The 26,929-nt window shown below is 51.9% G+C and carries 20 protein-coding genes and 1 pseudogene; 17 read left to right on the forward strand and 4 right to left on the reverse strand.

From position 1 onward, the window contains the following. From CFT68_RS20255 to CFT68_RS20305, 11 genes are all read left to right on the forward strand, one after another. Positions 1–801 (forward strand): T9SS type A sorting domain-containing protein (locus tag CFT68_RS20255; RefSeq protein ID WP_141106644.1); only part of this gene is annotated, 801 nt, incomplete at its 5' end. Positions 802–1,321: 520 nt separating this feature from the next. After that, on the forward strand, positions 1,322–2,860 hold the full coding sequence (locus tag CFT68_RS21610) for a lipopolysaccharide biosynthesis protein (RefSeq protein WP_141106645.1): 1,539 nt from the start codon (positions 1,322–1,324) through the stop codon (positions 2,858–2,860). A gap of 68 nt (positions 2,861–2,928) precedes the next feature. Next, complete coding sequence (locus CFT68_RS20265) at positions 2,929–4,584, forward strand: hypothetical protein (protein ID WP_141106646.1); 1,656 nt, start codon at positions 2,929–2,931, stop codon at positions 4,582–4,584. 124 nt (positions 4,585–4,708) lie between these two features. Then, positions 4,709–5,914: a glycosyltransferase gene (locus tag CFT68_RS20270; protein ID WP_088845519.1), complete on the forward strand. Its 1,206-nt coding sequence runs from the start codon at positions 4,709–4,711 to the stop codon at positions 5,912–5,914. Positions 5,915–6,010: 96 nt separating this feature from the next. Beyond that, the gene (locus tag CFT68_RS20275) at positions 6,011–6,952 is read left to right on the forward strand and encodes a glycosyltransferase family 2 protein (RefSeq protein WP_088845520.1); all 942 of its coding nucleotides are present in this window, start codon (positions 6,011–6,013) and stop codon (positions 6,950–6,952) included. Between the two features lie 620 nt (positions 6,953–7,572). Beyond that, positions 7,573–8,814 (forward strand): glycosyltransferase, encoded by a 1,242-nt coding sequence (locus CFT68_RS20280; protein WP_088845521.1) that lies wholly within the window; start codon positions 7,573–7,575, stop codon positions 8,812–8,814. A gap of 95 nt (positions 8,815–8,909) precedes the next feature. After that, complete coding sequence (locus CFT68_RS20285) at positions 8,910–9,476, forward strand: DapH/DapD/GlmU-related protein (protein ID WP_088845706.1); 567 nt, start codon at positions 8,910–8,912, stop codon at positions 9,474–9,476. Positions 9,477–9,479: 3 nt separating this feature from the next. Beyond that, on the forward strand, positions 9,480–10,361 hold the full coding sequence (locus CFT68_RS20290; RefSeq protein WP_088845522.1) for a glycosyltransferase family 2 protein: 882 nt from the start codon (positions 9,480–9,482) through the stop codon (positions 10,359–10,361). Positions 10,362–10,364: 3 nt separating this feature from the next. Further along, positions 10,365–10,772, forward strand: coding sequence for a VanZ family protein (locus CFT68_RS20295; protein ID WP_088845523.1), 408 nt, complete (start codon positions 10,365–10,367; stop codon positions 10,770–10,772). Positions 10,773–10,822: 50 nt separating this feature from the next. Beyond that, a complete protein-coding gene (locus tag CFT68_RS20300; protein ID WP_088845524.1) occupies positions 10,823–12,064 on the forward strand; it encodes a WcaI family glycosyltransferase in 1,242 nt (413 codons plus the stop codon). Between the two features lie 579 nt (positions 12,065–12,643). Then, complete coding sequence (locus CFT68_RS20305) at positions 12,644–16,909, forward strand: malectin domain-containing carbohydrate-binding protein (protein WP_088845525.1); 4,266 nt, start codon at positions 12,644–12,646, stop codon at positions 16,907–16,909. Positions 16,910–17,771: 862 nt separating this feature from the next. Here the strand turns inward: CFT68_RS20305 and CFT68_RS20315 are convergent. Beyond that, on the reverse strand, positions 17,772–18,281 hold the full coding sequence (locus CFT68_RS20315) for a hypothetical protein (protein ID WP_088845527.1): 510 nt from the start codon (positions 18,279–18,281) through the stop codon (positions 17,772–17,774). Between the two features lie 591 nt (positions 18,282–18,872). Between CFT68_RS20315 and CFT68_RS20320 the strand changes: the two genes are divergently transcribed. From CFT68_RS20320 to CFT68_RS22445, 4 genes and pseudogenes are all read left to right on the forward strand, one after another. Then, complete coding sequence (locus CFT68_RS20320; RefSeq protein WP_088845528.1) at positions 18,873–19,631, forward strand: arylamine N-acetyltransferase family protein; 759 nt, start codon at positions 18,873–18,875, stop codon at positions 19,629–19,631. 202 nt (positions 19,632–19,833) lie between these two features. Further along, positions 19,834–20,586 (forward strand): annotated as a pseudogene (locus CFT68_RS20325) (IS982 family transposase); the annotation flags it as partial. 77 nt (positions 20,587–20,663) lie between these two features. Continuing rightward, complete coding sequence (locus CFT68_RS20330; RefSeq protein WP_088845530.1) at positions 20,664–21,926, forward strand: GDSL-type esterase/lipase family protein; 1,263 nt, start codon at positions 20,664–20,666, stop codon at positions 21,924–21,926. Positions 21,927–21,934: 8 nt separating this feature from the next. Then, a complete protein-coding gene (locus CFT68_RS22445; RefSeq protein WP_394340122.1) occupies positions 21,935–22,288 on the forward strand; it encodes a transposase in 354 nt (117 codons plus the stop codon). Between the two features lie 679 nt (positions 22,289–22,967). Here CFT68_RS22445 and CFT68_RS21620 read toward each other — a convergent pair. Beyond that, complete coding sequence (locus CFT68_RS21620) at positions 22,968–23,312, reverse strand: hypothetical protein (RefSeq protein ID WP_141106647.1); 345 nt, start codon at positions 23,310–23,312, stop codon at positions 22,968–22,970. Between the two features lie 138 nt (positions 23,313–23,450). Between CFT68_RS21620 and imm9 the strand changes: the two genes are divergently transcribed. After that, complete coding sequence (gene imm9 / locus CFT68_RS22450; RefSeq protein ID WP_088845533.1) at positions 23,451–23,936, forward strand: Imm9 family immunity protein; 486 nt, start codon at positions 23,451–23,453, stop codon at positions 23,934–23,936. A gap of 187 nt (positions 23,937–24,123) precedes the next feature. Further along, positions 24,124–24,651: a hypothetical protein gene (locus tag CFT68_RS20355; RefSeq protein WP_088845534.1), complete on the forward strand. Its 528-nt coding sequence runs from the start codon at positions 24,124–24,126 to the stop codon at positions 24,649–24,651. Positions 24,652–25,089: 438 nt separating this feature from the next. Here CFT68_RS20355 and CFT68_RS20360 read toward each other — a convergent pair whose 3' ends face one another. Both CFT68_RS20360 and CFT68_RS20365 read right to left on the reverse strand, forming a co-directional pair. Next, positions 25,090–25,782, reverse strand: a complete 693-nt coding sequence (locus tag CFT68_RS20360) for a LytR/AlgR family response regulator transcription factor (RefSeq protein ID WP_088845535.1) — start codon at positions 25,780–25,782, stop codon at positions 25,090–25,092. Beyond that, positions 25,775–26,875 carry a sensor histidine kinase gene (locus CFT68_RS20365; protein WP_088845536.1) on the reverse strand — a complete coding sequence of 367 codons (1,101 nt, stop codon included), beginning with the start codon at positions 26,873–26,875 and terminating at the stop codon, positions 25,775–25,777. Before CFT68_RS20365 ends, CFT68_RS20360 begins: the two co-directional genes overlap by 8 nt. Positions 26,876–26,929 lie beyond the last annotated feature (54 nt).

Genomic DNA, 26,929 nt, shown 5'->3' on the forward strand with positions numbered 1-26,929 from the left:
ACCGTGGCCTCCCCTACGGTCAGTGGCCTGGTGGCCGGGAGCTACGTGTTTGCTTTAGTCGTGACTGACAGCAAGGGCCTCCCAAGCTCGCCGAGTTCGGTGACCGTGACGGTGAATCCGGCGCCCACCAGCAGTGGCCAGCAGGTGGTCAGCTTCACGCTCATCAACGCCGACTCCGACCAGCCCATTCGCCAGCTGGTGGCCAATGACGTGCTCAACCTGGCCACGCTGCCCACCAAAAACCTCAACATCCGCGCCAACACCTCCCCCACTAGCGTGGGCAGCGTCACGTTCGTGCTCAGCGGGGCGGTGAGCAAAACCCAGACCGAGACAGCGGCGCCCTACGCCCTGTTTGCTGATGCCGGCGGCAACTACTATGCCTGGACCCCGCCGCTGGGCAGCTACTCGCTCAAGGCCACGCCATACAGCGGGGGCAGCGGGAGCGGCACGGCCGGCACGGCGCTGACGCTGGCCTTCTCCGTCACCAATCAGGCCGCCCGCCCCGCCGCCCTGACCACGGCCACGGCAGCTGTGGCCGCGCCGGCCGCCGTCGAAGCCTATCCCAACCCCTCGGCTTCCGGCCGGTTCCACCTGGCCTTCCGCGCCGCCGCCGCTGGTCCGGTGGCCTACGAGCTGATCTCGGCCGTAGGTGCCACCGTGGGCCAAGGCACGCTCTCGCTGCCTGCGGGCAGCTCTGAGCAGGTGCTCGAGCTGGGGGGGCGTTTGCCCGCCCCCGGACTCTACTACCTGCAGCTCAAAGGCCAACGCTTTAGCACCACTGTCAAACTCATAAAACAGTAAAAATAATCATGTGAAACATTCCTGTAGGGTGTAATGCTGGTATTTCATTAAAATTCTTTTATCAGGTGATAACCGGTAATCTCAGTCCTTAACCAGAATTTTTACCCTAAACAGCATCCGAAGTGGGAATTCCTTCAGCTTCAGATGATACAGCTTATAAAAATCGTATATTAAGTACTTGGAATAACGATATGGGCCTGACGGATGATTCTGGCTAATGGCGCAGAATAGTCTCACCGCATATAGCGATAGTTAATCGAGACCTTACTTTCAGCCCTACTCGAAAGTATGCGCACCAACCTTTGCAGCACGTCAACACTCCCGTAGGTTACTCTCTCCGGAGATGGCCTAATTTACACACATATAAAACATTTGAAGTAAAATGCCTGAACTAAAATTTATTCAAGCTTAAAGAGCCTGATTTGTAAACCTCTTTAGGTTATTTAAAGCGGTGGAAAAATGAACTGTTTCATTGTACGTATTGATCATGTTCATTTAATTCTAATAATGCTGCGTTGATATGTCTACTGCAAGTCGATTAGTTTCAGGTGCTGCAATTTCATGGATACAAATTATTGTTAATGTTATCTCTCAACTAGCATTAGTGCCTATAATGCTTTCCCATTGGAGCGTAGCTTCGTATGGTATATGGTTAGCTGTGCAATCATTGATAACATTGATGTCTGTTTTAGACCTTGGCCATCATGAGTATCTAACCTATGAATTCATGCGGATAGGTACCGCTAAACTCTCGGATTTAAGCAAGTATTTATGGTCGGGTATGTTGTTTAGTTTTTTAATTAGCTTATCTCAGGTAATGGTCTTTGCTATATTATGGAAAATAAATTCATGGCAATGGCTATTTGGTGATCTTAATAAAGATAATGCGCTTATCGAGCAGGGGTCCATATTGCTTTTACTTTATAGCGTCAATTGGTGTCTAAGTTTTAGTTTATTAGGTTTAATTTATAGAGTATTACTTCCGTTTGGTTATTATACTCGCATGGCCTGGTGGAATTTATTTACAACCACAAGCTTGACAATAATAACAATTACTGCTATTGTTCTTGGTGCAAATATATTAGTGACTGGAACTACAATAACCGTTTGTTCAACCTCAATGAGTATATTGGTTTATGTAGATTTAGCCAAGAAGCTAAAGAAAGAAGGGATATTATTTAGCTCTCCATCCTGGCATTTAGGTTTGAATAATTTCTTGAATTCCCTTGTAATAGCCAGTAAAGGCGTTTTAGAAAATGTACGCCAGCAAGGTGTGCGTCTGTTCTTGCCAAAAGCGGTAGGGGTCTCAGGCCTAGCTACTTTCTCAACCATTAAGACAGGGTCAAATTTAGCATTGCAAGGACTTAATACTGTAATTCAGCCCTTGATGCCAGAACTAATGCGCTTTTTACACCAGCGCGACCAGGCAAGGTTAGAAGCCGCTTTTGGTACTGTATGGGTTATCGTGGTAGGCCTTATGGCACCGGCGATAGTAATACTGCAGTTCGTTGTTGAACCTCTTTATACACTCTGGACTAGAGGGCAAGTGCCTTTCAATCCTAGCCTTTTTGCTTTACTCACTGCAGGAGTATTAGTCTTTGCTGTGGCTCAGCCGGCAGTAGCGGTTGTGAAAGGCAACAATTTGCTGAGACCACAACTGCTTATTTCATTTTGTTCTGCTGCATTGATCGTAATAGGGGTGCCACTTTGCTTGCCAATCGCTGGGCTTATTGGCGTAGGCGTACTACTGTTGGCAGCTGAGTTAGTTGCTGCATTTTGTTACATAGCAGTGGCGGTTAAATGGCTCAAAAAGAATGCACTACAGTGGCCGTCTGCATCTTTTACAGTGGCGGTTATTTCCGTTGCTATAGCCATAATTGCCAATTTGATGTTGGTTTGGCTGCCCGCGATGAAGTGGATAACTCTGATGCTGTCACTTGCATTGTTGCTCATCAATTCTATAAGGTTTTGGCGTCGATTACCGGATATAGCTACCCAACGTGTTCGGTCGATTTACGACGGGTGGCGAGCTCGTAAACGATTGATGGCTAACGCATAGCGCCTAACTTAAAAAAGCCAATAATTCCCAGGCATACAGGTAGAAACGCGGAGCCAACCCCAATCTTTATGCGCCATTATTTAAACCAATTTGAACTTCCAGCTGAACTGCTGCCCCAGGTAGCAAAAAGAGAGTTTCTTTCTTCTTTTATTCAGTGGTCGTGGCTGGTATTAGTATTCTCGGCTTTATTTCAAATTGTCTTGTTCGACACAAAGGCTAATATAATTTGCGTTGGCTGCGTGATTATTTCGTGGGGCATTGTAACATGCGTTTTTCTTAGTCGGGCATCGCTTCAAAAATATCCGCTTTCTACTTTTCTTATGCTGGGTTTTTCTGCGACTCAGTTCTACTTTCCCTTGGTATTCACCCTCATTGAGGGCAAGCCTTTGATTTTTAACCTAGATCTTCCTTATGAAGTTTTTCTTCACTCTTTTTTAGCCCTGTTGGTGCTAACTACTTCTTATTTGATTTATCGTGTAATTGCCAAGATTAATATTATAAATATTCGTTCTATTCTCCAACAGTCAGGAATATTCAGCCCTCCAAGCAAATCCCAACTATGGATTATGGGATTATGTGGAGTGTTATCAATGTTCTATGTGTATGTATTCTCACGGACTGGGTGGGAAGTAACTGGCTCTGCTTCAGATAAGTTTATTCAAACATTTATACCCTTTTCCTATGCCCCTTACTTTGCTTACTGCGGCAAATTGTATGGTGATCATACCAAGCCAAACCGGGCCTACAATATTTTCATTTGTGTATTTACTATAGTCTTGTTTCTCGTTAGTATGGGGCGTAATAGTCGTGCAGCATTCATGCTGAGTTTCACCGCGGTTGGCTTCTCTTATGGGCTTGGTCTTCTACTGGGTGTATACAAAATAAAGATTTTATCATGGAAAAATATAGTAATTGTGCTGGTTGGTGTATGGCTATTCATCGGGCCTATGTCGGATCTGGGCACTGCGATGGTTATTGTAAGGGAACAAAGGCATAGCATTTCCAAGCAAGAATTAATTAAACAAACATTTTCGGCCTTTCTAGATAAGGAGGCTATCCAGGCGTATAGGGAGAGCAACCGATACCAAGAAACCGCATGGGATGAAGCCTATTTAGATAATGTATTTACAGCAAGGTTTGCTAATTTAAAATACAATGATCAAAGTCTTACCTTGAGTAAGGAAGTAGGAGATAAAAACCCCAAAATGTACGAATATTCTATAGCATATATATGGGCTTCATTACCGGATCCTTTGCTTAAATCAATTGGTAGTGAGATTGACAAAAATAAAATAAATATATGCTCATTCGGCGATTATCTATTTTGGATAGCGGGTAATGTGAAGGAAACTCTTAGTGGATTTCGTACCGGACATTTTGCTGGAACCGGCATGGCTGCGTTCGGTTGGTGGTACTTGCTGATTCTTGGGATTGGAATTATACCAGTTTTCACTTTGCTGGATGTGCTCGTTACCAAGGAAGCTCCTCTTTTTCACTGGAAATCTTTTAGTGACAATCCAACTCTTCATCCAACTCTTCGCTTTAGCTTCTGTGGCTTACTAGCCCTGACTGCTATATTTCAATACTTACCCTGTGAGAGTGTGGTTTTTACTGCAGCCTTTTTAACCCGGGGTTGGCTTCAAATGGTTTTCACTTACTTCGTTATTTACCATGTTTCACGTGCTTTAAGCGCGATTTTGTCGCTTAAGCGATTACCATTTTAAAGGCAGGTCCATGGGCAGTGAGAACTACTAGTGTGTCTATTATATATAAGAATTGATTTAAATTATTGTGTATATTGATTTAAGCGTTAAAAAGATTAAAGATTAAATGCAATAATGGTTGAGCATGAAACTTGTCTTTTTTTCACATTCGGTCTTACTAGGCCACCAAAGCATGCCACGATTTACCAGCCTTTTGGCAGAGGGGATGAGACGCCGTGGCCATCAGGTTGTCGTGTGGGCTCCAACGGCTAGATTCCCATGGGTTAAATCCGCAAGTTCTGCCAGTAAATGGTTAGGATACATTGATCAATATGTGCTGTTTCCTTTACAAGTATATCAGCGGATAAAACATTGTCCCGTCGATACCTTGTTTGTATTCACCGACCATGCTCTCGGTCCGTGGGTTCCGTTGGTAGCAGAACGTCCTCATGCCATTCATTGCCATGACTTCTTAGCCCAACGGTCTGCTCTGGGAGAGATTCCCCAGCATTCTACGGGGTGGACTGGGCGGATATATCAAGCTTTTATCAGGTGGGGATATAAACATGGCGCCAATTTTATTTCGGTTTCGCTACGTACCCGACGGGATTTGCACCGTTTCCTTTCCCGAATACCCACCTGCACAGAAGTTGTTTACAATGGCTTCAACCAGCAATTTACCCAGCTAATCCCTGAGCAAGCCCGCCAACAGTTAACTATAAGAACCGGCTTTCAGCTTCTGAACGGCTATTTACTGCACGTAGGCGGAAATCAATGGTACAAAAATCGGGAAGGCGTCATTGCCATTTACAATGCTTGGAGAGCTAAAAGCCAGGTGAGTTTACCTCTACTGATGGTAGGCGCAGCACCTACTCACGAGCTGGCGCGACAACACCAAGATTCGGATTTTAAACAGGATATATACTTTGTAGAGGGCTTAGCAGATGAGGAAGTGCGATTAGCCTACTCAGGCGCTACTGCCCTGCTTTTCCCTTCATTAGCCGAAGGCTTTGGCTGGCCCATTGCAGAAGCTATGGCTTCTGGGTGCCCCGTTATTACCACTGAAGAAACCCCTATGACTGAAGTAGGCGGGTCTGCTGCCTTCTACATTCCACTACAAAGTGAAAATGAAGATCTTGTTCACTGGGCGGAAGTGGGAGCGCGAGTAGTGGAGAAGGTAGTACAACTCTGTCCTGAAGAACGGCAGGAAACAATTTTGCAATGCCTGACGAATGCCCACCGCTTTAATACAAGCGAGGCACTCGACCGCATTGAGTCAATCTACTTGGAAATTTTGCAGTGTAGCGAGAGCAAAATTTATGCAAAAGCCAAGGCTTTAGCTGTGGAATAGGACCTGAATTCTTACTGGACATGAATCCAGGTTCAAGTGCGTAGACAAGCAAAAAAACTTCCTGCATGCTTTGGGAAGGACAGGACTTTTCTTACTATGGCTCTATTGATTTCCATTATCCTGCCGGTTTACAACCAGGAGCGTTGTTTGGCCGAGACCCTCGATAGCGTCCTGGGACAGCAGTACCAAAACTTCGAGCTGCTGCTGCACGATGACGGCTCGACCGACAACTCCGCCGCCATCATCCGGCGCTACGCCGCCCAAGACCCGCGTATTCGGGCCACGTTTGCCGCCAATGCCGGAAGGCCGACCTCGACGAACTTGCTCGTGTCGCAGGCCCAAGGGAAGTGGTGCGTGTTTCTCGACGCGGACGACGTGATGCTGCCCGAGCGCCTGGCCCGGCAGCTGGCCTACCACCTGGAGCACCCCGAGGTGGATGCCAGCAGCTGTCACTGCTACTACATCAACGAGCAGGGGCAGCGCCTGGGCATTCAGCGCTACCCAGGCCTGCGCACTGCGGAAGAGGGCCGCCGCGCTTTGGCGAAGGGCGAGTTTGTGCAATGCGCTTTCACTGGATTATTTATTAAAAAAGAGGTCTACCTGGCCAATGGCGGACTAGATAGTCAATTCTGGCCTTGCGACGATTTTGAATTCTTTAACCGCTTGGTAGAACAGGGCTACTCGCTGGTCATCTTGCCCGAGCCCCTGATGCTTTATCGCATCCATTCTACTTCCGCAAGCATGAGCCGACCTTTGTTCATGTACGACAAAACAGGACACATCATGGATTGTGTCAGACGGCGCATCACCGGGCAGCCTCCCCTGACTTTCGCAGAGTTCATGGCCGAGCGTCAGCGCCATCCCTGGTGGATGAAGGTTAATCGTCGACGCTACAACTACGCACAGATCTTTTTCCGTAACGCAGCCATTGCTATTATGTCCAAAAAATATGTTGATTTTGGCTGGCAAATCCTGGTTTCTGCCCTGCTTTCCCCAAATCACCTATTGCTTAAGTTTAGGGGGCTATCGGGAAGATAGCCATATAAACATTCTAGCAGATGCGCTGCCTAACAATAGTGCTTAATCCTGGGCACTTGCCTGCCTATTATGGACAGTTTAGGAGCTTTGATCAAACCAACTTGTATTTTAATAAGAATACACTGCTTTGTCAATCATTATTGCTTTTTACCTAAGTGCGTTATTCAGGATTGGGCTTATAGAAGCCAATTAGTTGCGGGGGGGCCCTATAGTTAAGTTTTATCAAACCCCAGTGACTCGCAGTAGCAAGGTATCCCCTGCTTGTGCCTTCACTAAACACTAAACTTCGTGTGACGGACGGGCTGCCGGTGCGCGGCAGCCATGTATCTACCTGCCCAGCCACTTACCCGTTGGCTTGCTGGCCGTGCTGAACTTCACTCCCCAGAGCTTCATTATCTAGTACCCAACGTAGGCGGGTGCCGATCTTCATTCAAGCATATAAGCCTGGAGTGCAGCACCGGCACTTTGTTTCAATGAAAAAATGATATAAATTATTGGTTGAAAGCAATATTAGTTAATCTCTGTCATTAGCTAATACCCTACCCTAACGTGGTTGGAGTCGAACCCATCAAACTGAAGAGCAAGAGATCGTCCAGCGCTAACCACCAGGCAACTTATCCATGAAGGTACTTCATGTCATTGCGGATATGGACCCAGTAAAGGGTGGGGTTTGCCAAGCTGTGCGAAGCATGGTAGCCGGGCTTAGTCAGCTAGGTATTCAGAATGAGGTTGTCAGCCTTGATGCCCCATCTGCTCCATTTTTATCCATTGACCCTTTTCCTATTCATGCCTTAGGACCTGCGAGTGGACCATGGCAATATAGCGCACGGCTCTTGCCTTGGCTGTACGAGCAGCTACCCAGCTATGACAAGGTGCTGGTACATGGCCTGTGGCTTTATCCCGGGTTTGCCGTCCGCCAAGCGTTAAAGAAGCTGCCCCAACATTCCGCGGCGATAAGCATTCCTGATGTGTTCATCCTTCCGCATGGCATGTTGGATCCTTATTTCCAACGGGCTGCGAACCGTAAGTGGAAGGCCTTACGCAATAGCTTGTATTGGCGCCTGCTTGAAAGCAAGCTGATAAACCGAGCGGAGGGGATTTTCTTCACCAGCGCTGATGAACTACTTCTCGCCCGTCAGCCATTCCGCCCCTACTCCCCTCGCCAGGAGCAAGTGGTGGGCCTAGGCATTCCCTCACCTCCGGCCTGCCACTCCAGTTTAAAGCAAGCTTTTTCAACCAAGTGCCCGGAGGTAGAAGCGGAGCCCTACCTACTCTACCTTGGGCGCCTGCACGAAAAGAAGGGAGTAAAAATACTGCTGGACGCGTATGCACAGTTACTCAACACCCAGCCCCAGGAAGAGGCAGCGGATGCCTGTACTACCTATCCGGCTTGTGGGTTTCTAGCCCGCCTTCCCAAGCTAGTTATCGCAGGACCGGGGTTGGATACGGCGTATGGCCGGGAGCTGCGGCGGCTGGTGCATGATACCCCTGGTATGCAACGATCCGTCTTATTCCCGGGCATGCTGCAAGGTGAGGCTAAATGGGGCGCGTATTACGGGTGCGAGCTTTTTGTATTGCCCAGTCACCAGGAAAATTTCGGTATTGCTGTGGTTGAGGCGCTGGCCTGTGGACGGCCGGTAATGATTTCAAATCAGATCAATATCTGGCGTGAAATAGCCGCGGGGAAGAGCGGGTTAGTTGCCGATGATACGGTACAAGGAACGGCTGACGCACTGAAGCAGTGGCTGACTATGAGCCCTGAGCAAAAGCAGCTCATGGGTAAGCACGCCAGGCAGGTGTATGAAAATCAGTTTGCCATGGACCGCGCAGCCACCAAGCTGCTGGCCGCGCTTAGCGGGTAAAAAAGGCGCCGCCGCTACGCTGCTAGTACAGCGGCACTTACCTCCCAGTGGAACCGAGCCGGCTTGGATGTCATAGTATTTAGATCAGCATGAACATGGCGACGACATATGCACCAACAGGCACCAATCAGGATACCTTTAAGGGGCCTTCTTTTTCACTGAGCAACCGCTTACGTCGCGTGGTCTGGGAAGTGGCCGATCTCCTGCTGTTCCGCTATTCCCCCCGCCCCTTCCATGCCTGGCGTTCCTTTGTGCTGCGCGCATTCGGAGCTCAGGTAGGCCAGGGAGTGCACGTCTATCCCAAGGTGAAAATCTGGGCTCCTTGGAACCTGCATTTAGGGGACGAATGTGGGATTGCCAACGGTGCTACCCTCTATAGCCAAGGTGAGATAACTATTGGGCGCCGGGCCGTTATTTCCCAAGGGGCCCATTTAGTTACCGGCACCCACGATCACACCAAGCCGGGCTTTCCGCTGCTGACCAAACCAATCCGCATTGGAGACCATGCCTGGGTAGCTGCCGAGGCGTTTCTTCATCCCGGCGTGACACTCGGCGAGGGCTGCCTGGTTGGCGCCCGCTCCGTGGTGGTAAAAGATCTGCCCGCCTGGACCATCTGCGCCGGGCACCCTTGTCACCCCATTAAAGCCCGTACACCCTTCTGAGGTATGATCTCTGTTCTGATATTAACCAAAGACGAAGAGCAGGACCTTCCCGCTTGTCTGGCATCCGTCGCATGGTGTGATGACATTCACGTGCTGGATTCTTTCAGCCAGGATCAGACAGTGGACATCGCGCAAAGAGCAGGGGCCTGCGTAACCCAGCGAATTTTTGACAATTACGCTGCCCAGCGCAATGCCGCCCTCCTTCAGATCCCCTTTAAGCATTCCTGGATTTTGATTCTTGATGCGGATGAGCAGATTCCCGCCTTCATGAAAGCCGTGCTGGAGAAGGCGGTACTTGCCGCTCCCGATGATGTTGCCGCCTTCCGACTGAGAAGAAGAGACTTTATGGGTCGTACCTGGCTTAAGCATGCCCAGGTTTCACCTTACTACATCCGCTTGCTACGTCAAGGCCACGGCTCCTATCACCGGGAGATAAATGAGGTTTTGCAAATAGATGGCACCGTACAGGAGCTGGAAGGGTACTTTGATCACTTCCCTTTTTCCAAAGGCATGCAGCACTGGCTGGCCAGGCACAATCAGTACTCCCTTATGGAAGCCCAGCGATGGATTGCAGAAAACCAGGGTATTATTAAGTTCTCGCTTGTTAAGGCTCTGCTTTCCAAGGATTTTCACGAGCGCCGCTTTCATCAGAAAGGGCTTTTCTATAAGCTACCTGCTCGCCCCTTGCTTAAGTGGTTGTATATCATGTTTTGGCGTAGGGGAATGCTGGATGGCTCTGCAGGCTTTACCTACGCCACTTTGCAAGCCATTTATGAATATTTTATTGTTCTGAAAAGCCAAGAGTTGCTTAACCGGCAACCGCACCGCCAAATTAAACCCCTGGATGCTTTGCCCGATGCAGGTATCTTGCTTACGTCGGCTTGACTTATGCGGCAAAAGCTACTGTATGCCAGCGCCAGCCTGGTAATGCTGCTCATCCTTTACCTGAGCTGGTTACCCACACCCAGACTTGCCACCTCGGGCATGCTGCCGGTTTGGATCACGGCCTGGACCGATGACAGCACCCACGATAATATAAGGACCGGTATTCCTTTCCTGTTTCTTGGCCTGCTTTCCGGCATTTGGCTTACCCTTCAGGGAGGTACCTGGCGCCTGGCACTAACTACCTGGCTTGTTTGGGTAGGCCTGGCCTTGATTGCCGAAACTGGGCAGCTGTTTTTGCCAAAGCGCAGCTTCGACTTAGGCGACATTCTCTGGGCCGCCGGTGGGGCTTTCATTGGTCAGCTAGCGATTAAGCTGATGGCTTTGTTCAGAAAACCAGGCAGACCCTATTAAGCCAGCGCTTAAGGCAAGTGTTTTATTTAATACTGAATGTTAAGGGTCTTATGAAGAAGCGCATCCTGTTGATTGGCTACAACTTTTATCCAGAGCTAACCGGAATCGGCAAATACAGCGGTGAAATGCTGTTGTGGTTGTCCCGGCAAGGGTTTAACTGTACCGCACTTACTGCCTATCCCTACTATCCCTCCTGGAAAGTACAGGACCCTTATGTAAGCCGGCAATTTAGCTACACTACGGAGCACAAGGAATTTCCTTCGGGCGGGACCCTGTGCATTCATCGCTGCCCGATGTATGTACCGAGTGTGCCATCCGGGCTGAAGCGGGTATTGCTTGATGCTTCCTTTCTTTTTTCAGCTTGCTTGAAACTGCTTTGGCTTATTCCCCGGAATCGGTTTGACTTGATCATATCAGTGGCCCCTTCTTTTCATTTTGGGCTGTTGGCTCTTTTAGCCAGGTCAATCCGCAAATGCTTGTTTATGTATCATATCCAGGACTTGCAGATTGAAGCGGCCCGGGATCTGGGCATTATCAAATCAGCAAAGGCAGTGAAAGCCATGTTTGGCCTAGAACGCTTTATCCTGAACAGAGCGGATTATATCAGCAGCATTTCGGCTCCCATGGTCGCCCGTATTCAATCGAAAGTAGGACGCAAGGTTATGCTGCTGCCAAACTGGGCCGATACCTGCCGTTTTTACCCGTTGCCTGACCGAGGACAGCTCAAGCGAAAGTTTGGTTTTCAGGAAGGTGATAAGATAGTACTTTACTCGGGAGCCATCGGCGAAAAGCAGGGCTTAGAAGCAATCCTGTATGCTGCTCAGGTCTTCCGCCACCAAGCCCGCTTCAAATTTCTAATCTGTGGTTCTGGTCCTTACAAACAGAGACTCGAGGCCCTGTGCGAAAAGCTACAGTTAACCAATGTTCAGTTTATTCCCCTGCAGGCAGATATTCAGTTCAACGCCTTTCTAAACATGGCTGATGTACACCTGGTAATTCAGAAGTCGTCAGCTGGCGACTTGGTCATGCCTTCAAAGCTGACCACCATCCTGGCAGTAGGCGGCCTAGCCATCATCACCGCGAATGAAGGTTCCGGTCTATACGCTATGGTCAGCCACTACAACATTGGCCTGCTAGTGCCGGCAGAAGACCAAATGGCTTTAAATGCCTGCCTAGAAAAAGCGCTTGCGAATGACCATGATCAACTGCGCGGCAATGCCAGGAGATATGCCGAAAGCTACTTGTCCATTGACAGCATTATGAATGAGTTTGTCAGCTCGGTATTAAAGTAAAAACGCGTAGCCCGGGTCACCTTCCCACTTCTGATACGCCCATTTCTTTTCAGGCTATACATGCCGCACTTGCCAAAGTTAATGGCAGGCTGGGCCTGATATTGTAGTCGCTGTGCTCAATGCTAAACCCACCGAGATTTATGGAACAATACCAACTTTTGATTTAAAACTGATTCCCCATCGGTCGTGGATATTGATTTTGTCCAATAATAATTGTGTATATATTAGGGATGAAAAATGTAATTATTTTTTCACATATTTTTTCACAGCGTGTTTTTAATTGCAATTTATTATTAAAAATATGCCCCTATATGGACCGTTGAAAGTCATTTCAACAAAGCAATGTTCTTGTATACTGATGATTACCGCAGTTGCCTCGTTCTGAAATCTATGGCTGTGAAGTAATATGATTCTATTGAGTTAAGCGATAAAACAGGCGTTTATATAATTATTAAAACAAAGTAGTTGACTTTTATGCGAGTTTAATCGGCTTCAAAAAATATTATTCTAGTATTGCACTGTTCAGGCAATTTGGCCTGGTGAATTCTGCCGTTACGGCTTCATTTTAGTGCATACTGCATGCTTCACCGTTTCCTTTTTCTGTTAACTGGCCTTACGCTGGGTAGTGGCCTGATAGTCCCGAAAGCAAACGCACAAGTCGCCATTTTCAATGCAAGTCCCTCCGCCCAGGCGGGCGAGGCAATCAGCGTGCAGGGTAACTTTAGTGCCACCGCGAAAGTGTACGGCGCTCCTGGATCTTCAACTTCCGGTACCGTCCTCCCCGTGCAGGTACAAAGCGCCGGGCAAGCATCGGTGCAGGTGCCCGCTGCTCTTGGCCAGGAAGTATTCCAGGTCTGGGTAGAAGATTCAGGGCAGCGCAGCCCGGCCGTGTTTGTAAACCGCGCCTGGGGGATGCACTTTGATACCCCGGAAGTTACTCCAGGGGGTGCCCTGCGAATTTTTGGGCGCAACCTGCAGCTTAGTGGCAGCGCTCCCCAGGTAAGATTCGCGGCCCAAAACGGCAGTGGCAGTGCCACCGCCGTTGTCAACACCAGCCAGAGCAATAGCTACAAATTAACTGTTACGACCCCTACCACCCTGCAGCCGGGCACGACGTACGACGTGTTCGTAAGCAACGGCCGCGGGGGGAGTGCCGGCGAAACCAAGGTAGACCAGGTGGTAAAGGCCGTAGCTAGCGGTACTGACTACTTCCAGCTGGGAGTAGGCTGGGCGGCTAAGCTCAACTTTTACAACAACGTTTACAACGTTCGCAGCGATTCTCGCCTTACCCTTAAAGCTACCGGCGATGGCGTGGCTAACGATCAACCAGCCATTCAGGCCGCTATTGATAAAGCCAGCGCCGCGGGTGGTGGCATCGTCTACCTTCCGGCAGGTACCTTTAAGCTAGTATACAACGGGATTGGGCTGAATATGCGCAGCCGGGTAGTATTGCAGGGCGCCGGCAAAGGCCAGACGTTTATAAAGTTTGGGTATGGCACGTTCAGCAATGATAAGTGGGGGCTGATGTGGTCCTCCACTACTCAAGCAGGATTAGCTGATTTAACCATCCAAAACGTAAACGAGTCCACGAACTGGATCAACAACATGACCGGTTCAGGCACCGAAGTCTTCATGCAGCGCATAAACTTCGATCTAAGCACGGGTGACTGGCTGTGGTGGGCAAACAGCAACAAAATGGTAATTGCCAATTCCGACTTTAAACAGGGAATTGACAGCAAATCCGGCTACCATGGGCCAGTGCAGCTGAACGGCTGCACGAACTTCGTCATTGCTCGCAACAACTTTACTTATGCCGTAGACGGGCTAAACCTTAACTCGGCGCACGAAGGCGTATTTGAGGACAACAATGTCTACCGCGACGGCAGTGCTCGTTATCCCACCACCGTGGTTAACCACGTACTGGTAATGAACTTCGCCGAAAACGTGGCGGTGCTTAATAACCTGTTCAAGGTAATAAATGGCCCTGCCCAAAACAGCAACGATGGCGAAACCATTATTGCCGAAGGAGGCGCGGGCGACCGCCCGGATGAGGAAGCTGGTACGGTCACTGCCGCTACTGCTAGTACGCTGCAGGATAACACGAAGAGCTGGGGTGTCTCCCGGAAAAAACCAGTAGTAGCCATAATCAATGGGAAAGGCATGGGCCAGTGGCGAACTATTACCAGCCGCAGCGGCAACACGCTGAACCTGGACCGCCCGTGGGATGTCGTGCCCACCGCCGGCAGCCGCTATGCCATATTCAACTGGGGAGCCCGCAACTGGCTTATCCAGGGAAACAACCTGGAAGGAAACCGCCGCGGCGTTACTCTTTACCACAATGCCACGCACCAGGTAGCAATTGTCAATAACACCCTGACCAACAGTGGCTCCATTGACCTGACTCCGGTACAGCAGCAAATGAGCTATGGGCAGCAATTCGTGCCCATGTACACCAACCAGATCGTGGGCAACACGGTGTCGAACACGGATGGCTCCAACGGCGTGTTCATTGGAGTTCACACCGTCCAGTACGTACAGGAGCGCACCTTAGGTACTTCTGTGATCGGCTTGGAAGTACGCCGCAATACGCTTCGGGCGCATACCCCCAATACGCCTGCGATAGTTGATGCTGTCTTCCCCGAAGGCTACCTAAACAATTTGCAGTTTCAAGTGGGGGGCACTAACTACGTCGACGAACAGATTCCGGCTGTTTTAGGTAGCATCTTCCAGGACAACACGGCCATCAACTGCAACAATGCCTTCTACCTCAACACGGGATCATACAACACCTTAATCTGTGGTACGCAGTTAACCAACTCGCCTAATCTGATTTCGGATGAGCGTTTCACGGGCGTAAACCACGGGTCGGTACGCACGGTAACGTGTACCGCCCCCACAAGCCCGGTAACGAACCCCACTGGCAGCACGCAAACCGAGTACCGCATCAATGCCGGCGGCGAGTCCTTAAGCACTTCCGTGGGTAGCTTCGTGGCCGACCAGAACTTCGCACCTACGCCAGGCTTAACTTACTCCACGCCCTCGGCCATTGCCGGCACCACGGACGACGCGCTCTACCAAACAGAACATTACGGGACGAACGGAATATTCGCTTACGCACTACCTATCGTGAACGGCACTTACAAAGTGGTGCTGCACTTTGCCGAGCTGTACTGGACGTCCGCTGGTCAGCGGGTGTTCGACGTGTCGGCCGAAAACGCGAAGGTGCTCACCGCGTATGACATCGTGGCCAAGGCCGGCGGGGCCTTGACGGCCAAAACGGAAACGTTCACGGTCAACGTCACGGACGGCACCTTGAATCTGGACTTCTCCTCCCTGAACACCGGCGGCAAAGACAGCCCCAAGGTGTCCGCTATTGAAGTGCTGGCAAGCTCAACAACGGCTAATGCGGCGCCGGTGGTGGCCGTGCCAAGCCCGGACCAGACGGCTACGGTTGGGGTGGCCTACAGCTACAGCTTCCCGGCGGGCACCTTCGCCGACGCCAACAATGACGCCTTGGCCTACGTGGCGGCCCAGCAGGGCGGAGCCGCGCTGCCCGCGTGGTTGAGCTTCAACGCCACGACGCGCACGTTCAGCGGCACGCCGCTGGCCGCGGCCACCTACACGTTGCAGGTGACGGCCAGTGACGGCAAGGGCGGGCAGGTCACCGACACCTTCCTGCTCACAGCTAATGCGCCTGCTTCAACTCCTGGTACGCAGAGTTCATATCGTATTAACGCGGGGGGTGGGGCCTTAAGCACCTCGCTGGGCAGCTTTACCGCCGATCAGAACTTCGCGCCCTCCTCAGCTAGCGTATACTCCACCACGGCCGCCATCGCCGGCACCAGCGACGACGCGCTCTACCAAACCGAGCGCTATAGCGCAAGCGGCGCCTTCGGCTATGCCTTGCCCGTAGCCAGCGGCACCTACACCGTGGTGCTGCACTTTGCCGAGCTCTACTGGAATTCGGCGGGCCAGCGCGTGTTCGACGTGTCGGCTGAAAACACAAAGGTGCTCACCGCGTACGACATCGTGGCCAAGGCCGGCGGGGCCTTGACGGCCAAAACGGAAACGTTCACGGTCAACGTCACGGACGGCACGCTCAACCTGGACTTCTCGTCCTTGAACACCGGCGGCAAAGACAGCCCTAAGGTGTCCGCTATCGAGGTACGCAGCGGCAGCCCTACAACGACCCCATCTCCGACTGGTCAGTCAGTGGTAAGCTTCACGCTGATGAACGCGGACACGGACCAGCCCATCCGCGAGCTGGCGCCGGGCGAGCAGCTCAACCTGTCGATGCTGCCGACCCGCAACCTGAACATTCGGGCCAACACCTCCCCCGTCACCGTGGGCAGCGTCAAGTTCGTGCTCAGCGGAGCTGCCTCCCGCACCCAGGTCGAGACGGCCGCGCCTTACGCGCTGTTTGCCGATGTCAGCGGCAACTATAACCCCTGGACGCCGGCAGTGGGTTCGTACACCCTGGTAGGAACTCCCTTTACTATGGGCAATGCTAGTGGCACGGCCGGCACCCCACTCTCGCTCAGCTTTACCGTGACCGATATGGCCGTACGCTTGGTCGCCAGCCAAATGGCTACTTCGTCTCCTGCAACCTCTACGCTAATGGCTGGAGTATACCCGAACCCCACGAGTGATGTTCTCAACGTACCGGTACCGGAGGGTGGGGCAATGCTGACAGTATACTCCTTGGCGGGTAGCAAGCTCTTGCAACAAAAGGCCACCGCTACGCACGCTACCCTGAACGTGCAGAACCTGCCCGTCGGAACGTACCTGCTGGTAATTCAAAGTGGCAGCGGCGCTTCTAGCAAGCACCGATTCGTAAAGCGATAACATCGCCATTTTTTAAAGGGCATCTCGGCCAGATATTGTTTCCAGCAAACGATATCTGGCCGAGATTTTTTAATGGATCTCAAACTTCCAATTTACATGACGAGCCACCGGCAATTAAGCTGATATAGCTTCTGTAGCCAGAGATAGCCTTGATACGTCCGGTAACAAACCAACAGTATGTAATTACCAGTTACGGTCATTTTGCTGGAAAATTTAAAAGAGTTACGATAAGGTGGTCTAGACCAGGCAGACAGAAGCAGGACGTATATTTCTTCTGTTAGGGCAACCAAACCCAGCGGGACATCGCCCGACCAACGGCGCAAGTACGACGAGGCGTACAAGGCCGAAGCCCTGCGTCCGGCCAGCGACAGCCGCAGCACCCAGCCCGTCGCGCGGCAGCTTGGGGCTAATGCCCAGCTGCCGCGCGACGGGCTGCAGGCGCAAGTCGTGGGCGAAGTAGGCAGTGTCGAGCTGGCCCGCGACTCGGAGGTGCGCGCCCTGCGGGCCGCCAAAGTCCTGTATGTCGCTGTAATGGCCTACAACCTGAAGAAGTGCCTGCGTTTCCATACCTGTCAGCCAGGCGGTAGCGTGAGCTCCCTACCAGCGCCCGCGCCCTTTTGTTGGATCATACTTTACTTTTGCAACAGCCCCAAGCATAATCACCCTACTCTTAGAATAAGTGCGGTTCTGACCTCTCTGCGCGGCGGGCTGCCGGTATAATACTTTGCGGGGCAGGTTCCAGTTTGGGCATTTACGAAATGCATCCCGGTGGGGTATTTCGTAAACTTCGAACCATAGACGAGATTCTTACACTCGTACCGTCTCGTAGTGAGACCCTGGGCACTAGAACTGGGCTCCACCTTTACGGGCGCGCCTCAGTGAACACGCCCGCTTCGAGCGTGACATAGGTGGACGTGACAAAGCCCCCCGTGGGCTGCCCTCGCGTGCCGGAGAAAGTGCCGGAATAGCTGCCGGGGCTCGTCAGCGTCAGCGTAGCGGCATCGTTTTCGAATGGAAGTCCCTTGGGCCAGGTGTTATCGTACTGGACAATGTCATCCAAGGTAAAGGCCGTGGAAGGTTGGCCACTTGGTTTGGAGAAGTAGAGCGTGAGCATTTCCACGCCACTGGCCGGCTGAGGAGTTGTGGCGAGCTGTACTTCGATAAAGTCATAGCCCGTGTCCGAACTGGCCACCACGTGTGCCTGGGCGGTTACTTGTCGGGAAGTAACTTGGCCGGTACCGATTTGCTTCGTGCGGAGTGTGTAGCGGCTCGTGGCCTTCACCGGAGCAGGAACCTCTTTTTTAGCACAGCCCCCTATGCTGAGCAGAAGCGTGGTGGCGAGCAGAAGCGTAGGGAAGGAGCGAAAAAGCATGGGTAGTAGATGGAGGCAGTTGAGTTGTGGCCGCTACGCCGCCTTCGGTTTCGAAGGTAGTTATTCTACCTAGCTAGATGCGGCATGGCAACAGACCGAAAAGAAGAAAGCGCGAGCGCGAGTTAAGAAAACGGTGGTATAAGCAAGGTATGCCCTAAATAAGTCTATCCCTCTGTGGCAATGCGGCGGTCCGGCCTGGCGTAGGCGCTGCTGGGCTACCTGGCGCGGTGAGTCTGCTCTGTCCCTAGAAGCGCGGGCAGACCCTCTTTCATTACCTTTAAGGACTGATAACTAAGCTGTATCAGGCCTTATCTAAGGTTGTAACATTCTCTTCTAATGAACGCCCAACTCTGTCTCATCTAAGTCAACCACCTTAATCAACCCGGAGTGAAGCACTTCAGTGGATTGCCTTCTTGTAATGCTTCGCCTGAAGCCAGCAGGGCCAGGTGACAGGCCGCTCGTAGTAACAGCAGGAGCATTTCATTTCAACTTCTACTTTTACCCAATCGGCTGTAGTTCCCTCCTTCCACTGCGGCTGACCAAGGGGGAGCATGTGCAATATCCATGACTTGCTGGTCAGCCCACCATACGATGAATCGTAACGAATATTTAGCGAGAATCCACTACCCCGGTACGCCTAGTGTGACGTTCAATTCGCTCGCGGAGCTACAGCACTGCCATATGCGGGCAGTGCCGTTTGAAAACCTAGCGATTCATTACCAGCAGCCTATCCTATTGAATGAAGACCGGTTGTTTCGAAAGATTGTCGGGAACCGCCGTGGTGGGTTTTGTTATGAATTGAATGGGTTATTTGCCCAGCTACTGCAAGAAATCGGGTTCACAGTCACGCTGATTTCTGCCGAAGTGTGCCAATCGGATGGCACCTTCGGTCCCGCCTTTGACCACCTGGCCCTGCTGGTGGAGCTGGACGACGTTTTCCTGGTGGATGTCGGCTTTGGCGATTCCTTTATCAGGCCGTTGCGCCTCCAGCAGCGCGGCTCCCAAATGCAGGGGACAACGGCCTATCTCATCCGTCAAGAAGGGGATACCTATGTTCTCCACCATAAAAAGCTAGCAGAACCAGGGGCAGACTGGAAACCTCATTATCGCTTCACGCGGCAGGCGCGGCAGCTCGCCGATTTCAGCCCCATGTGCCACTACCACCAGACGTCACCGGAATCCCACTTTACCCACAAGAGGGTCTGCTCCCGGGCCACGGTGGAGGGCCGGGTTACCTTCAGTGACCAGCGCCTGGTTGTAACCCAGGGCGCTAGTCGGACGGAAACTATCCTCGAGTCGGAAGCAGAATTCTCACAAGCCTTGCAGGCGCATTTTTCCATCCGGATTTGACGAGCAACCCCGCCCCCAAATTGGTTGGTCTGGGAGGCAGCTTACGGGTAGGCTCCTACTTCACGGCCGCCCTTCGTACCGGCCTGCACATCGCCTCCGAAAGAGGCGCCTTAACGGAACTGCTGGACCTTCGGGAGCTCCCCTGCCCCTCTACATTCCCGATTTGCCCATAGAAGGGTACCCTCCTGGTTAACAATTAGCGCCAGCCGACCCGCGCCGCCGCTTGAGCGACGCGCAGGTGCTGACCACGGCGCTGGTGGCAGCCCGCTTTTTCGAGGGCAACCTGGTGCTGGCCCAGCCCTACATGGAGCAGCACTGGGGCCAAAACCGGCAGGATAAGAGCGGCTTCACCCGGCAGTTGCACGCGCTGGCCGACACGCTCTGGGGTCTGTTTGCCACCTGCGGCCAGGTGCTCAATGAGTTGCACACCGAGGCCCGCTACCTCATCAACTCCTTTCCGGTGACCGTGTGCCAAAACATCCGCATCCCGCGCTGCAAGCTCTTAACGGGCGAGGCCTACCGGGGCCGCTTGGCCAGCAAGCGGCAGTGGTTTTACGGATTCAACGTCCAGGTCATCGCCACCAGCGACGGGTTGCCCGTTGTGTTTTATAGCCACGCCGGCCGCGAGGCCGACATCACCGGATTGCGGGCCATGGCCGTCGATTTGCCCGAAGGCAGCGAGCTCTACACCGATAGCGCCTACACCGACTACGCTGGGGAAGACGTGTTTGCCGAGGACACGGGCGGGCAGCAGTAGACCGTGCGCAAAGCCAACAGCAAGCGCCCGCACTCGCCGGCCGAACGCTTTGTGATTCAGCACTTCCGCAAGGGCATTGAAACGACGTTCAGCCAGCTCAAGGCCCGCTGTCCCAAGCATATTGACACCGTCACGACCGCCGGGTTCGTGATCAAACTCGTCTTATTCATTTTTGTGCACACCCTCCACCAAGCCGGTCAATCCCCCAAAAACTTGTATTATATAATTAAATTCTTGTATATTAACACACTGCCATCCCCCTCAGCCCTAAGGCTATGCGCGCCCGAGTCCTTCCCTTCCTACTCACCGGAGCCCTTGCCTTGGGCGGCTGCGGCAAAAAAGCCGACGACCCACAGGCCACGGCGGCGTTAACGCTGTCACCGCAGCAGAAGGTCGCCCGCCAAGTTGAGCGGCTGGCCACCAGTGCCGCCGTCAACAACCCCATTGCCTCGCCCGCGCCCACCTTGGTCACGGGCACGCTGACGGCCGGGGTCACCGTGGCCTACGCGGCGGCCTCGGCTGGGTCGCTGGTGTCCAGTGCGCCTTTCGCTTATTGGGGCGGCACTCCGCTGATATACGCGGGCACCTATGTGCGCTTCCCCGCCGCGACCATCTCCAGCACGGACGGCAACACGGGCGGCGGCACGCAGGGCACGATTTGGCGCGTGGCCATGCGGACGGATTCGCCCTTGGTCAGCATTGGCGTGCTCGGCGGCTACAAGTACCGCATTTTAGTGGACGACACGTACGTGAGCAAAACAACGACCGGCGTGCTAGGCGTCGGCGGCTTGCAGTACCTGAACCTAGACTTCACCAATGCGGGCGGCGCCAAGCCCCGCACCATTCAGGTGGAGGGAGCGCAGGCCGGTGGTTTTTCCGGCGTGTCGGTGGCCCCGAGCTACAATGTGTGGGCGCCCCCGGCTACGCCCAAAATCGTGTTCGTCGGCGACAGCTTCTGCACCGGCACCGGCGCCACCTTCGATGGCAACGGCCTCGTGCGCGTGGCCGGCGACTACCTCGGGGTGGGCAACATCGTGGCCTCTGGCGTGGGCGGCACAGGCTACGTCACCGCGCCCGTCAACATCTACAACTTCGCCCAGCGCCTCTCGGACTGGACCACCAAATCACCCGATATCGTCATGTTTGCGGGCGGATTCAACGACGCCGACGACACCGCCCTGCAACCGGCCGTGCTTTCGCTGCTGAAATCCACGCGCGCGGCCCTGCCCGACGCCATTCTGCTGGTGTACGGCGTCTGGTCGGGCAGCACCGGCCCAAATGCGGCCGTGCTGAGCAAGGAGAACAAAATTTCGGCCGCTGTCACAGCCTTTAACGACACGAACACGCGCTTCATTGCGATGGCTACCGCCACGGATGGGGCCTGGGTGACCGGTACGGGCTACACCGGGGCACCCAACGGCACCGGCAACTCCAACCTGGTCACCAGCACGGATAGGGTTCACCCTACCGACTACGGCCATTCCTATCTCGGTTTCCGCATCGCTAAGGCAGCGCTCGACGCGCTAGGCACCTTCTAGAGCCTGTCATGCACGTGTGCCGAAATTTGGGGTATGGCAAGCGAACCCGCCCTAACGCCTGCGTGTTCGAGACTAGCGTACATGATTTAAACGAGTCGCAGCGCGTATTGCTGGGCCGGGCACCCGCCCCGACGGCCGTTCTTGTCGACGGGCGTACCTTGCAGAGTACGCCCGAAAGCGGGCCCCGGGCGGGCTATGACGGGGCTCAAAAACGCAAAGGCAGCAAGGCCCATGTTGCCGTCGCTACGCTAGGCCTGCTGTTGGGCGTGGACACACGCCCAGAAGTAGCGGGGCGTCTTGCTAAAGTACTACGTTCGGGCATCTGTGGCAATGAAGCGAAATCTATCACAGTTACGATATAGCGTTTATAACAAAAGTTATGTTAATGACTGATTCCAGGATACTAACCTTCGCTTCTCGGCTTCTCTAGCAGGCCAAAATCCTACTTAGCTACGGAACGTCTCCAGCCGACGCATCTAAGTTGTCATCTCTTAACAGCTGCAGGAAGTAATGTCAAGCGTGGTGCTTAGCCTGAAGAATTCGCGCAATCTTCGGTATTCTCATCCACTGAGTCAGAAGGAAGGATAGGGCTAAAGCAAGCCAAAGCCAATAGTGGTAGACAAAAGCCCACCAAATGAAAATGGGTACGATCAATAGCCATTCCAGTAAGAGGACTCGCCAAAGCGGTAGCCTCGTTACCGTAAAACAGAGCACATCCAACCCGATTAGAACGGCATAAAAGCCCCCGATGATCAAGGGGCCATACAGAAGGAATAGTAAGGGAATAGTGAGCAAACTTTCCAATAAAACGGATTCCCAGGTCTCGTGCTCACTCCCTATACCGAACACTTTGAAAGTGATATTGAAAGCATAGGTCATTAGATAAAATCCAACGAGATGAATCCAATTAGTGGAGATGATTTGCAATATCTTTTTCAAGCATTTAGCTAATTATAGGATGTCCGAGAAGTAAACGTTATGTAAAACACCTATTCCAAGATGACAAGGGAGTATTTTCACCTTCTCACTGCCCCTAAACTCCTATTTCACTAAAGGCTTACTCAAGATCACCCTTTCAGCTTCCGACTGCTTGAAGGAATCATAAAGAATGAGGAGGCTGAGTGCCGCCGGCAGGATAATAAAGTACCCGAAACCGGCATAATACACCCATTTATGCGGTGCAGAAGTCTGCCGGGCCTGGCGGCTGCGGTAGCCTACCACAGCCATGACAACTGGTGCAACAAACACCAGATAAAAACTAATCAACGAAGCCTGTCCTGACCAATTATCTGCCACAGAACAAGTAATTATCGCTAATAACCCACCATACGTCAATAAGACACTTAACAGCGCAATAGCGGGAAATGTAGCTGTGCGATTAGGCATTGGATCAAGTTGGTAGACTAAAGCAAGTTAGCCCCCTTATCGTAAAGTCCGATAAGGGCTTTGAATCGCTCTTTTACAAAACCTTCTTGTGTTAAATTTGACTCTCTATTTAACATAAAACGACTTATCAGACGGCAAATGCAGTTCTCTATCAAAGGGCATACGTCACTAGTCTTGGGGTTATTTGACTTGATAGAAACAGAAGGAATTGATGCCTCTCTAGCTTCTCTCCTACAACGAGCAACTCATGCGACACTTCACTCCAAACTAGACGAATGGGAAGTAGTTTTCAAGCTCATCTTCAACGGAGGTATATCCGATATCAGAGTTTACCACAGGTATAGTTCAGATCCGAGACGCCGAGAAAAGTGGGTGATGGTTCATGTCCCAATTCCTACCACTGTGCAAGTGAAGTGGGGCGCTCCTCCGCAAGCAGTCATTACTCTACAAGCAGAGGTTGGGGATGAGAAATGGTTTAGGACAGTTCCCGGTGATTTGTCTATCGCCTCCACTCTTCAGGAGCATTGCTGTATAGCGGCCCGTGTAGGTATACTGCTGGCGCTTACGACTGGCTTGACTGTAGGAGGGCAACGAGTACAAGTAGAGCCGGGCCTCCTGCAGTAGTAAGTGGACTATTCCAGAGTAAGCGTCAACCCTATGCCCTTTGCATAAACTTGGTTTCGTCTCTTTACATAACTTTTGATCTCGGACCCATCTCGGAAATGTGCCGGTTCGGGGTGAGCCTTTGTGAACAACCAGATTAGCACTTTACCTGAGCAACACTTCGTAAAACTTGTATGTACCTAGGCACATGGACGAGCTTATCCGCGCTATTATCAATACCCATCTATTTCAGGTACGGGCGTTAGCTAAAACCAAACCTAAGTTGCTCAAGCAGCTGACGCCTACCGGGCAATCCCCACTGGAACTCGCGAAGGCCAAGGGCCATAAACGGATCGAAACAGCCATTGCCCGCGCGGTAGATGTGCACGCCTACTATAGTGCCACCGAGTTGCAACAACTCTTGGTCGACTACATCGCCGAGATGAGTGAGGAGTATTACGCCTCCGGGTGGAACGACTCCATCGAATGTGAACTGTGGGCATTGCTGGTAGGCGATGATTTGGAAGGAGACCTGCAGCGGAGGTGGACCCGTCACATTGACCCCGAGGAACTGGTCGATTTGCGGTTCCTCGTCGAGCACACGCAGAGTTGGGCGATGTGGAACGACAACCAGCAGAACGCCCCAGATGCTAACAAAGTCTTGATTCTGGAGCTGCCGGACTGGCTGCCAATCTATACCACTTGGTTGGCTAAGCACCTGAACAAGCAGTCCTAGTATCAGCCGCCGATAAGGACTGATAAGCGAGTCTTATCGGACCTTATCCATCAAACTAAATGCCGCCCGTAGTAGCCGCAACTTGGGTGTAATAGTTGAAAGTTATCGCAACCTATCCCGAGCAGCTATTCTTTATCGGTGTTGATGCTTTGATTAGTATAAGTCTTAATTATGCTTTCTACTCCAATTATTTTGGTTAAACAAACCTTAACAGTGTTGAACCTGCAAACCACTAGACTGGCCCGGCAAGAAGGCAGGAGGCTGCATGATTCTTATCGCCACTGTAGTTGCACCAACGGGGTACCGCAGCTCACCTGAGTTGATGCTCTGCCAAGATCCCGCACCAACGCTTTGGTACAACTGCACTGGTTAGGATGAACGTGCTTGGGCGTCGCGCCATCCGCTGCATCAATCTTGTCAGCGGCCTCAATACTCCTTCTATAGGTTTTCGAGGGTGTCTTTGTATCCCCTGCCAATGGGAAGGGATACGCCATGCGCCTCTACGGTATCGGCGGAATAGGATTCGATTTTGCCCAGTGACACAATAAACGAGCGATGAATTCTTTTGAATGAATGCGAGGGCAGCAGGCTTTCGATTTCATGCGTGCTCATCTTGGCGACGTATTCGTTCTTGGTAGTCACCAGCTTGATGTACTCGCGTTGGCTTTCGACGTATACAATGTCCGCGAACAACACTTTTACTTTCTTTTTCTGCACGTTCAGAAACAGGCAATCCTTTTCCGGGAGTTTTTCACGGTGTGCATCGGCTTCCGGTTGCGGGAGCTTCACTTTATTGACGGCACTTAGAAACCGTTCGAACTCAAAGGGTTTTAAGAGGTAGTCCGTTACATTTAAATCAAATCCCTCCACAGCGTACTGATGGTATGCCGTGGTGATGATGACGGCCGGGGGATTTTGGAGCGTTTTCAAAAACGCCATGCCTTTCAGTTTCGGCAGGTGAATGTCTAAAAAAATAAGGTCGGTTTCATTTTCCCGTAAGTAGTCGGTCGCCAGAAGCGCATCTTTGAAGGCCTGCTGGAACTCCATAAAGGGCACCTGGGCGATGTAATCGACTAAAATCTTTACGGCCAGGGGCTCATCTTCCACGATGATGCATTTTATCTTAGACATGGCTGGCCAGGTTGATTTTTAACACGGCGGTAAAAGTGGCGGGGCCGGGTTGAATGGTGAGCTCATACTCCTGGTAGAGCAGCTCCAGTTGCCGCCTCAGGTTGGGGAGGCCGATGGTTTCTTTTTCGCTGGCGTTACCAACTGAGGCTTCGGCCGAGTTTCTTACCGAAAACATCAACTGCCGCTGCTCCACAGCCAGCTGGATGTCTACGAAGGGATTGTCCCGGGTTTCGGATACGCCGTGCTTAAACGCATTCTCGACCAAGGGAATCAGCAACAACGGCGGTAGGCGTTCCGGAATTTCGGGTAAGTGGTAGCTGAAGTTAACCTGCAGGGAATCGTCGTAGCGCAGTTTTTCAAGGGCAATGTAGTCGGCGATGATTTTCAGCTCGTTTTCAATCGGAATGTCCCCCGCGCCCGTTTCGTAGAGCATAAACCGCAATATTTTGGATAGCCGTAACAGCGACTCGGGGGCCAGGTCGCTCTTGTCCCGTGCCAAGGAATAAATGTTGTTTAAGGTGTTGAATAAGAAGTGGGGGTTCGTTTGCAACCGGAGGTAGTGCAGTTCGGCCTCCTGTTTTTCTATGCGCAGCTGCTGTGCGAATTGCTTCAATTGGATGAAGTCGTAATGGTGCTTGGCTAGGCCAAAAAACAGGATGGAAACCAACCCATGCGGAAAAATATAGGCGACTGCATGCTTGGTGGAGGTAAACGTTCGGAGCGCCGTGTAAAGGTGAAGCTCAATTCCCGCCTTTCTCCACAGGTATAAGCCAATCGAATAGAGGGCAATTTGACCCATTACAGCCAAAATGACCAGCAGAATAGGGAGCAGCACCGTTCTTCTTTTTCGCCGGGCAAATGGCAGGATCCGTTCGAAAAAAAGAAAGTTGATGACGACCAGGTAGAGGGCCAGCCAGATATTATTGATAAGGATGGGCACCACCGGCGCAGGGTACTGCGAGAAGTCGATAATCAGCCATAGAACTAAATAGGCCAGGCCTACCCATCCATAAAAGGCAACCCTCTTCCGGTCGATTGCCCCTTTCGACCGTTTGTCGCTGAAAGTGTTTGCGGCTACTCCTCCATTATTCATCGGAAATCCAGGTAACGGGATGCCTGGTTTTCAGGCTGGGGTCTTTGGTGGATA

The sequence above is a fragment of the Hymenobacter gelipurpurascens genome (genome assembly GCF_900187375.1).
Taxonomy (GTDB): Bacteria; Bacteroidota; Bacteroidia; order Cytophagales; family Hymenobacteraceae; genus Hymenobacter; species Hymenobacter gelipurpurascens.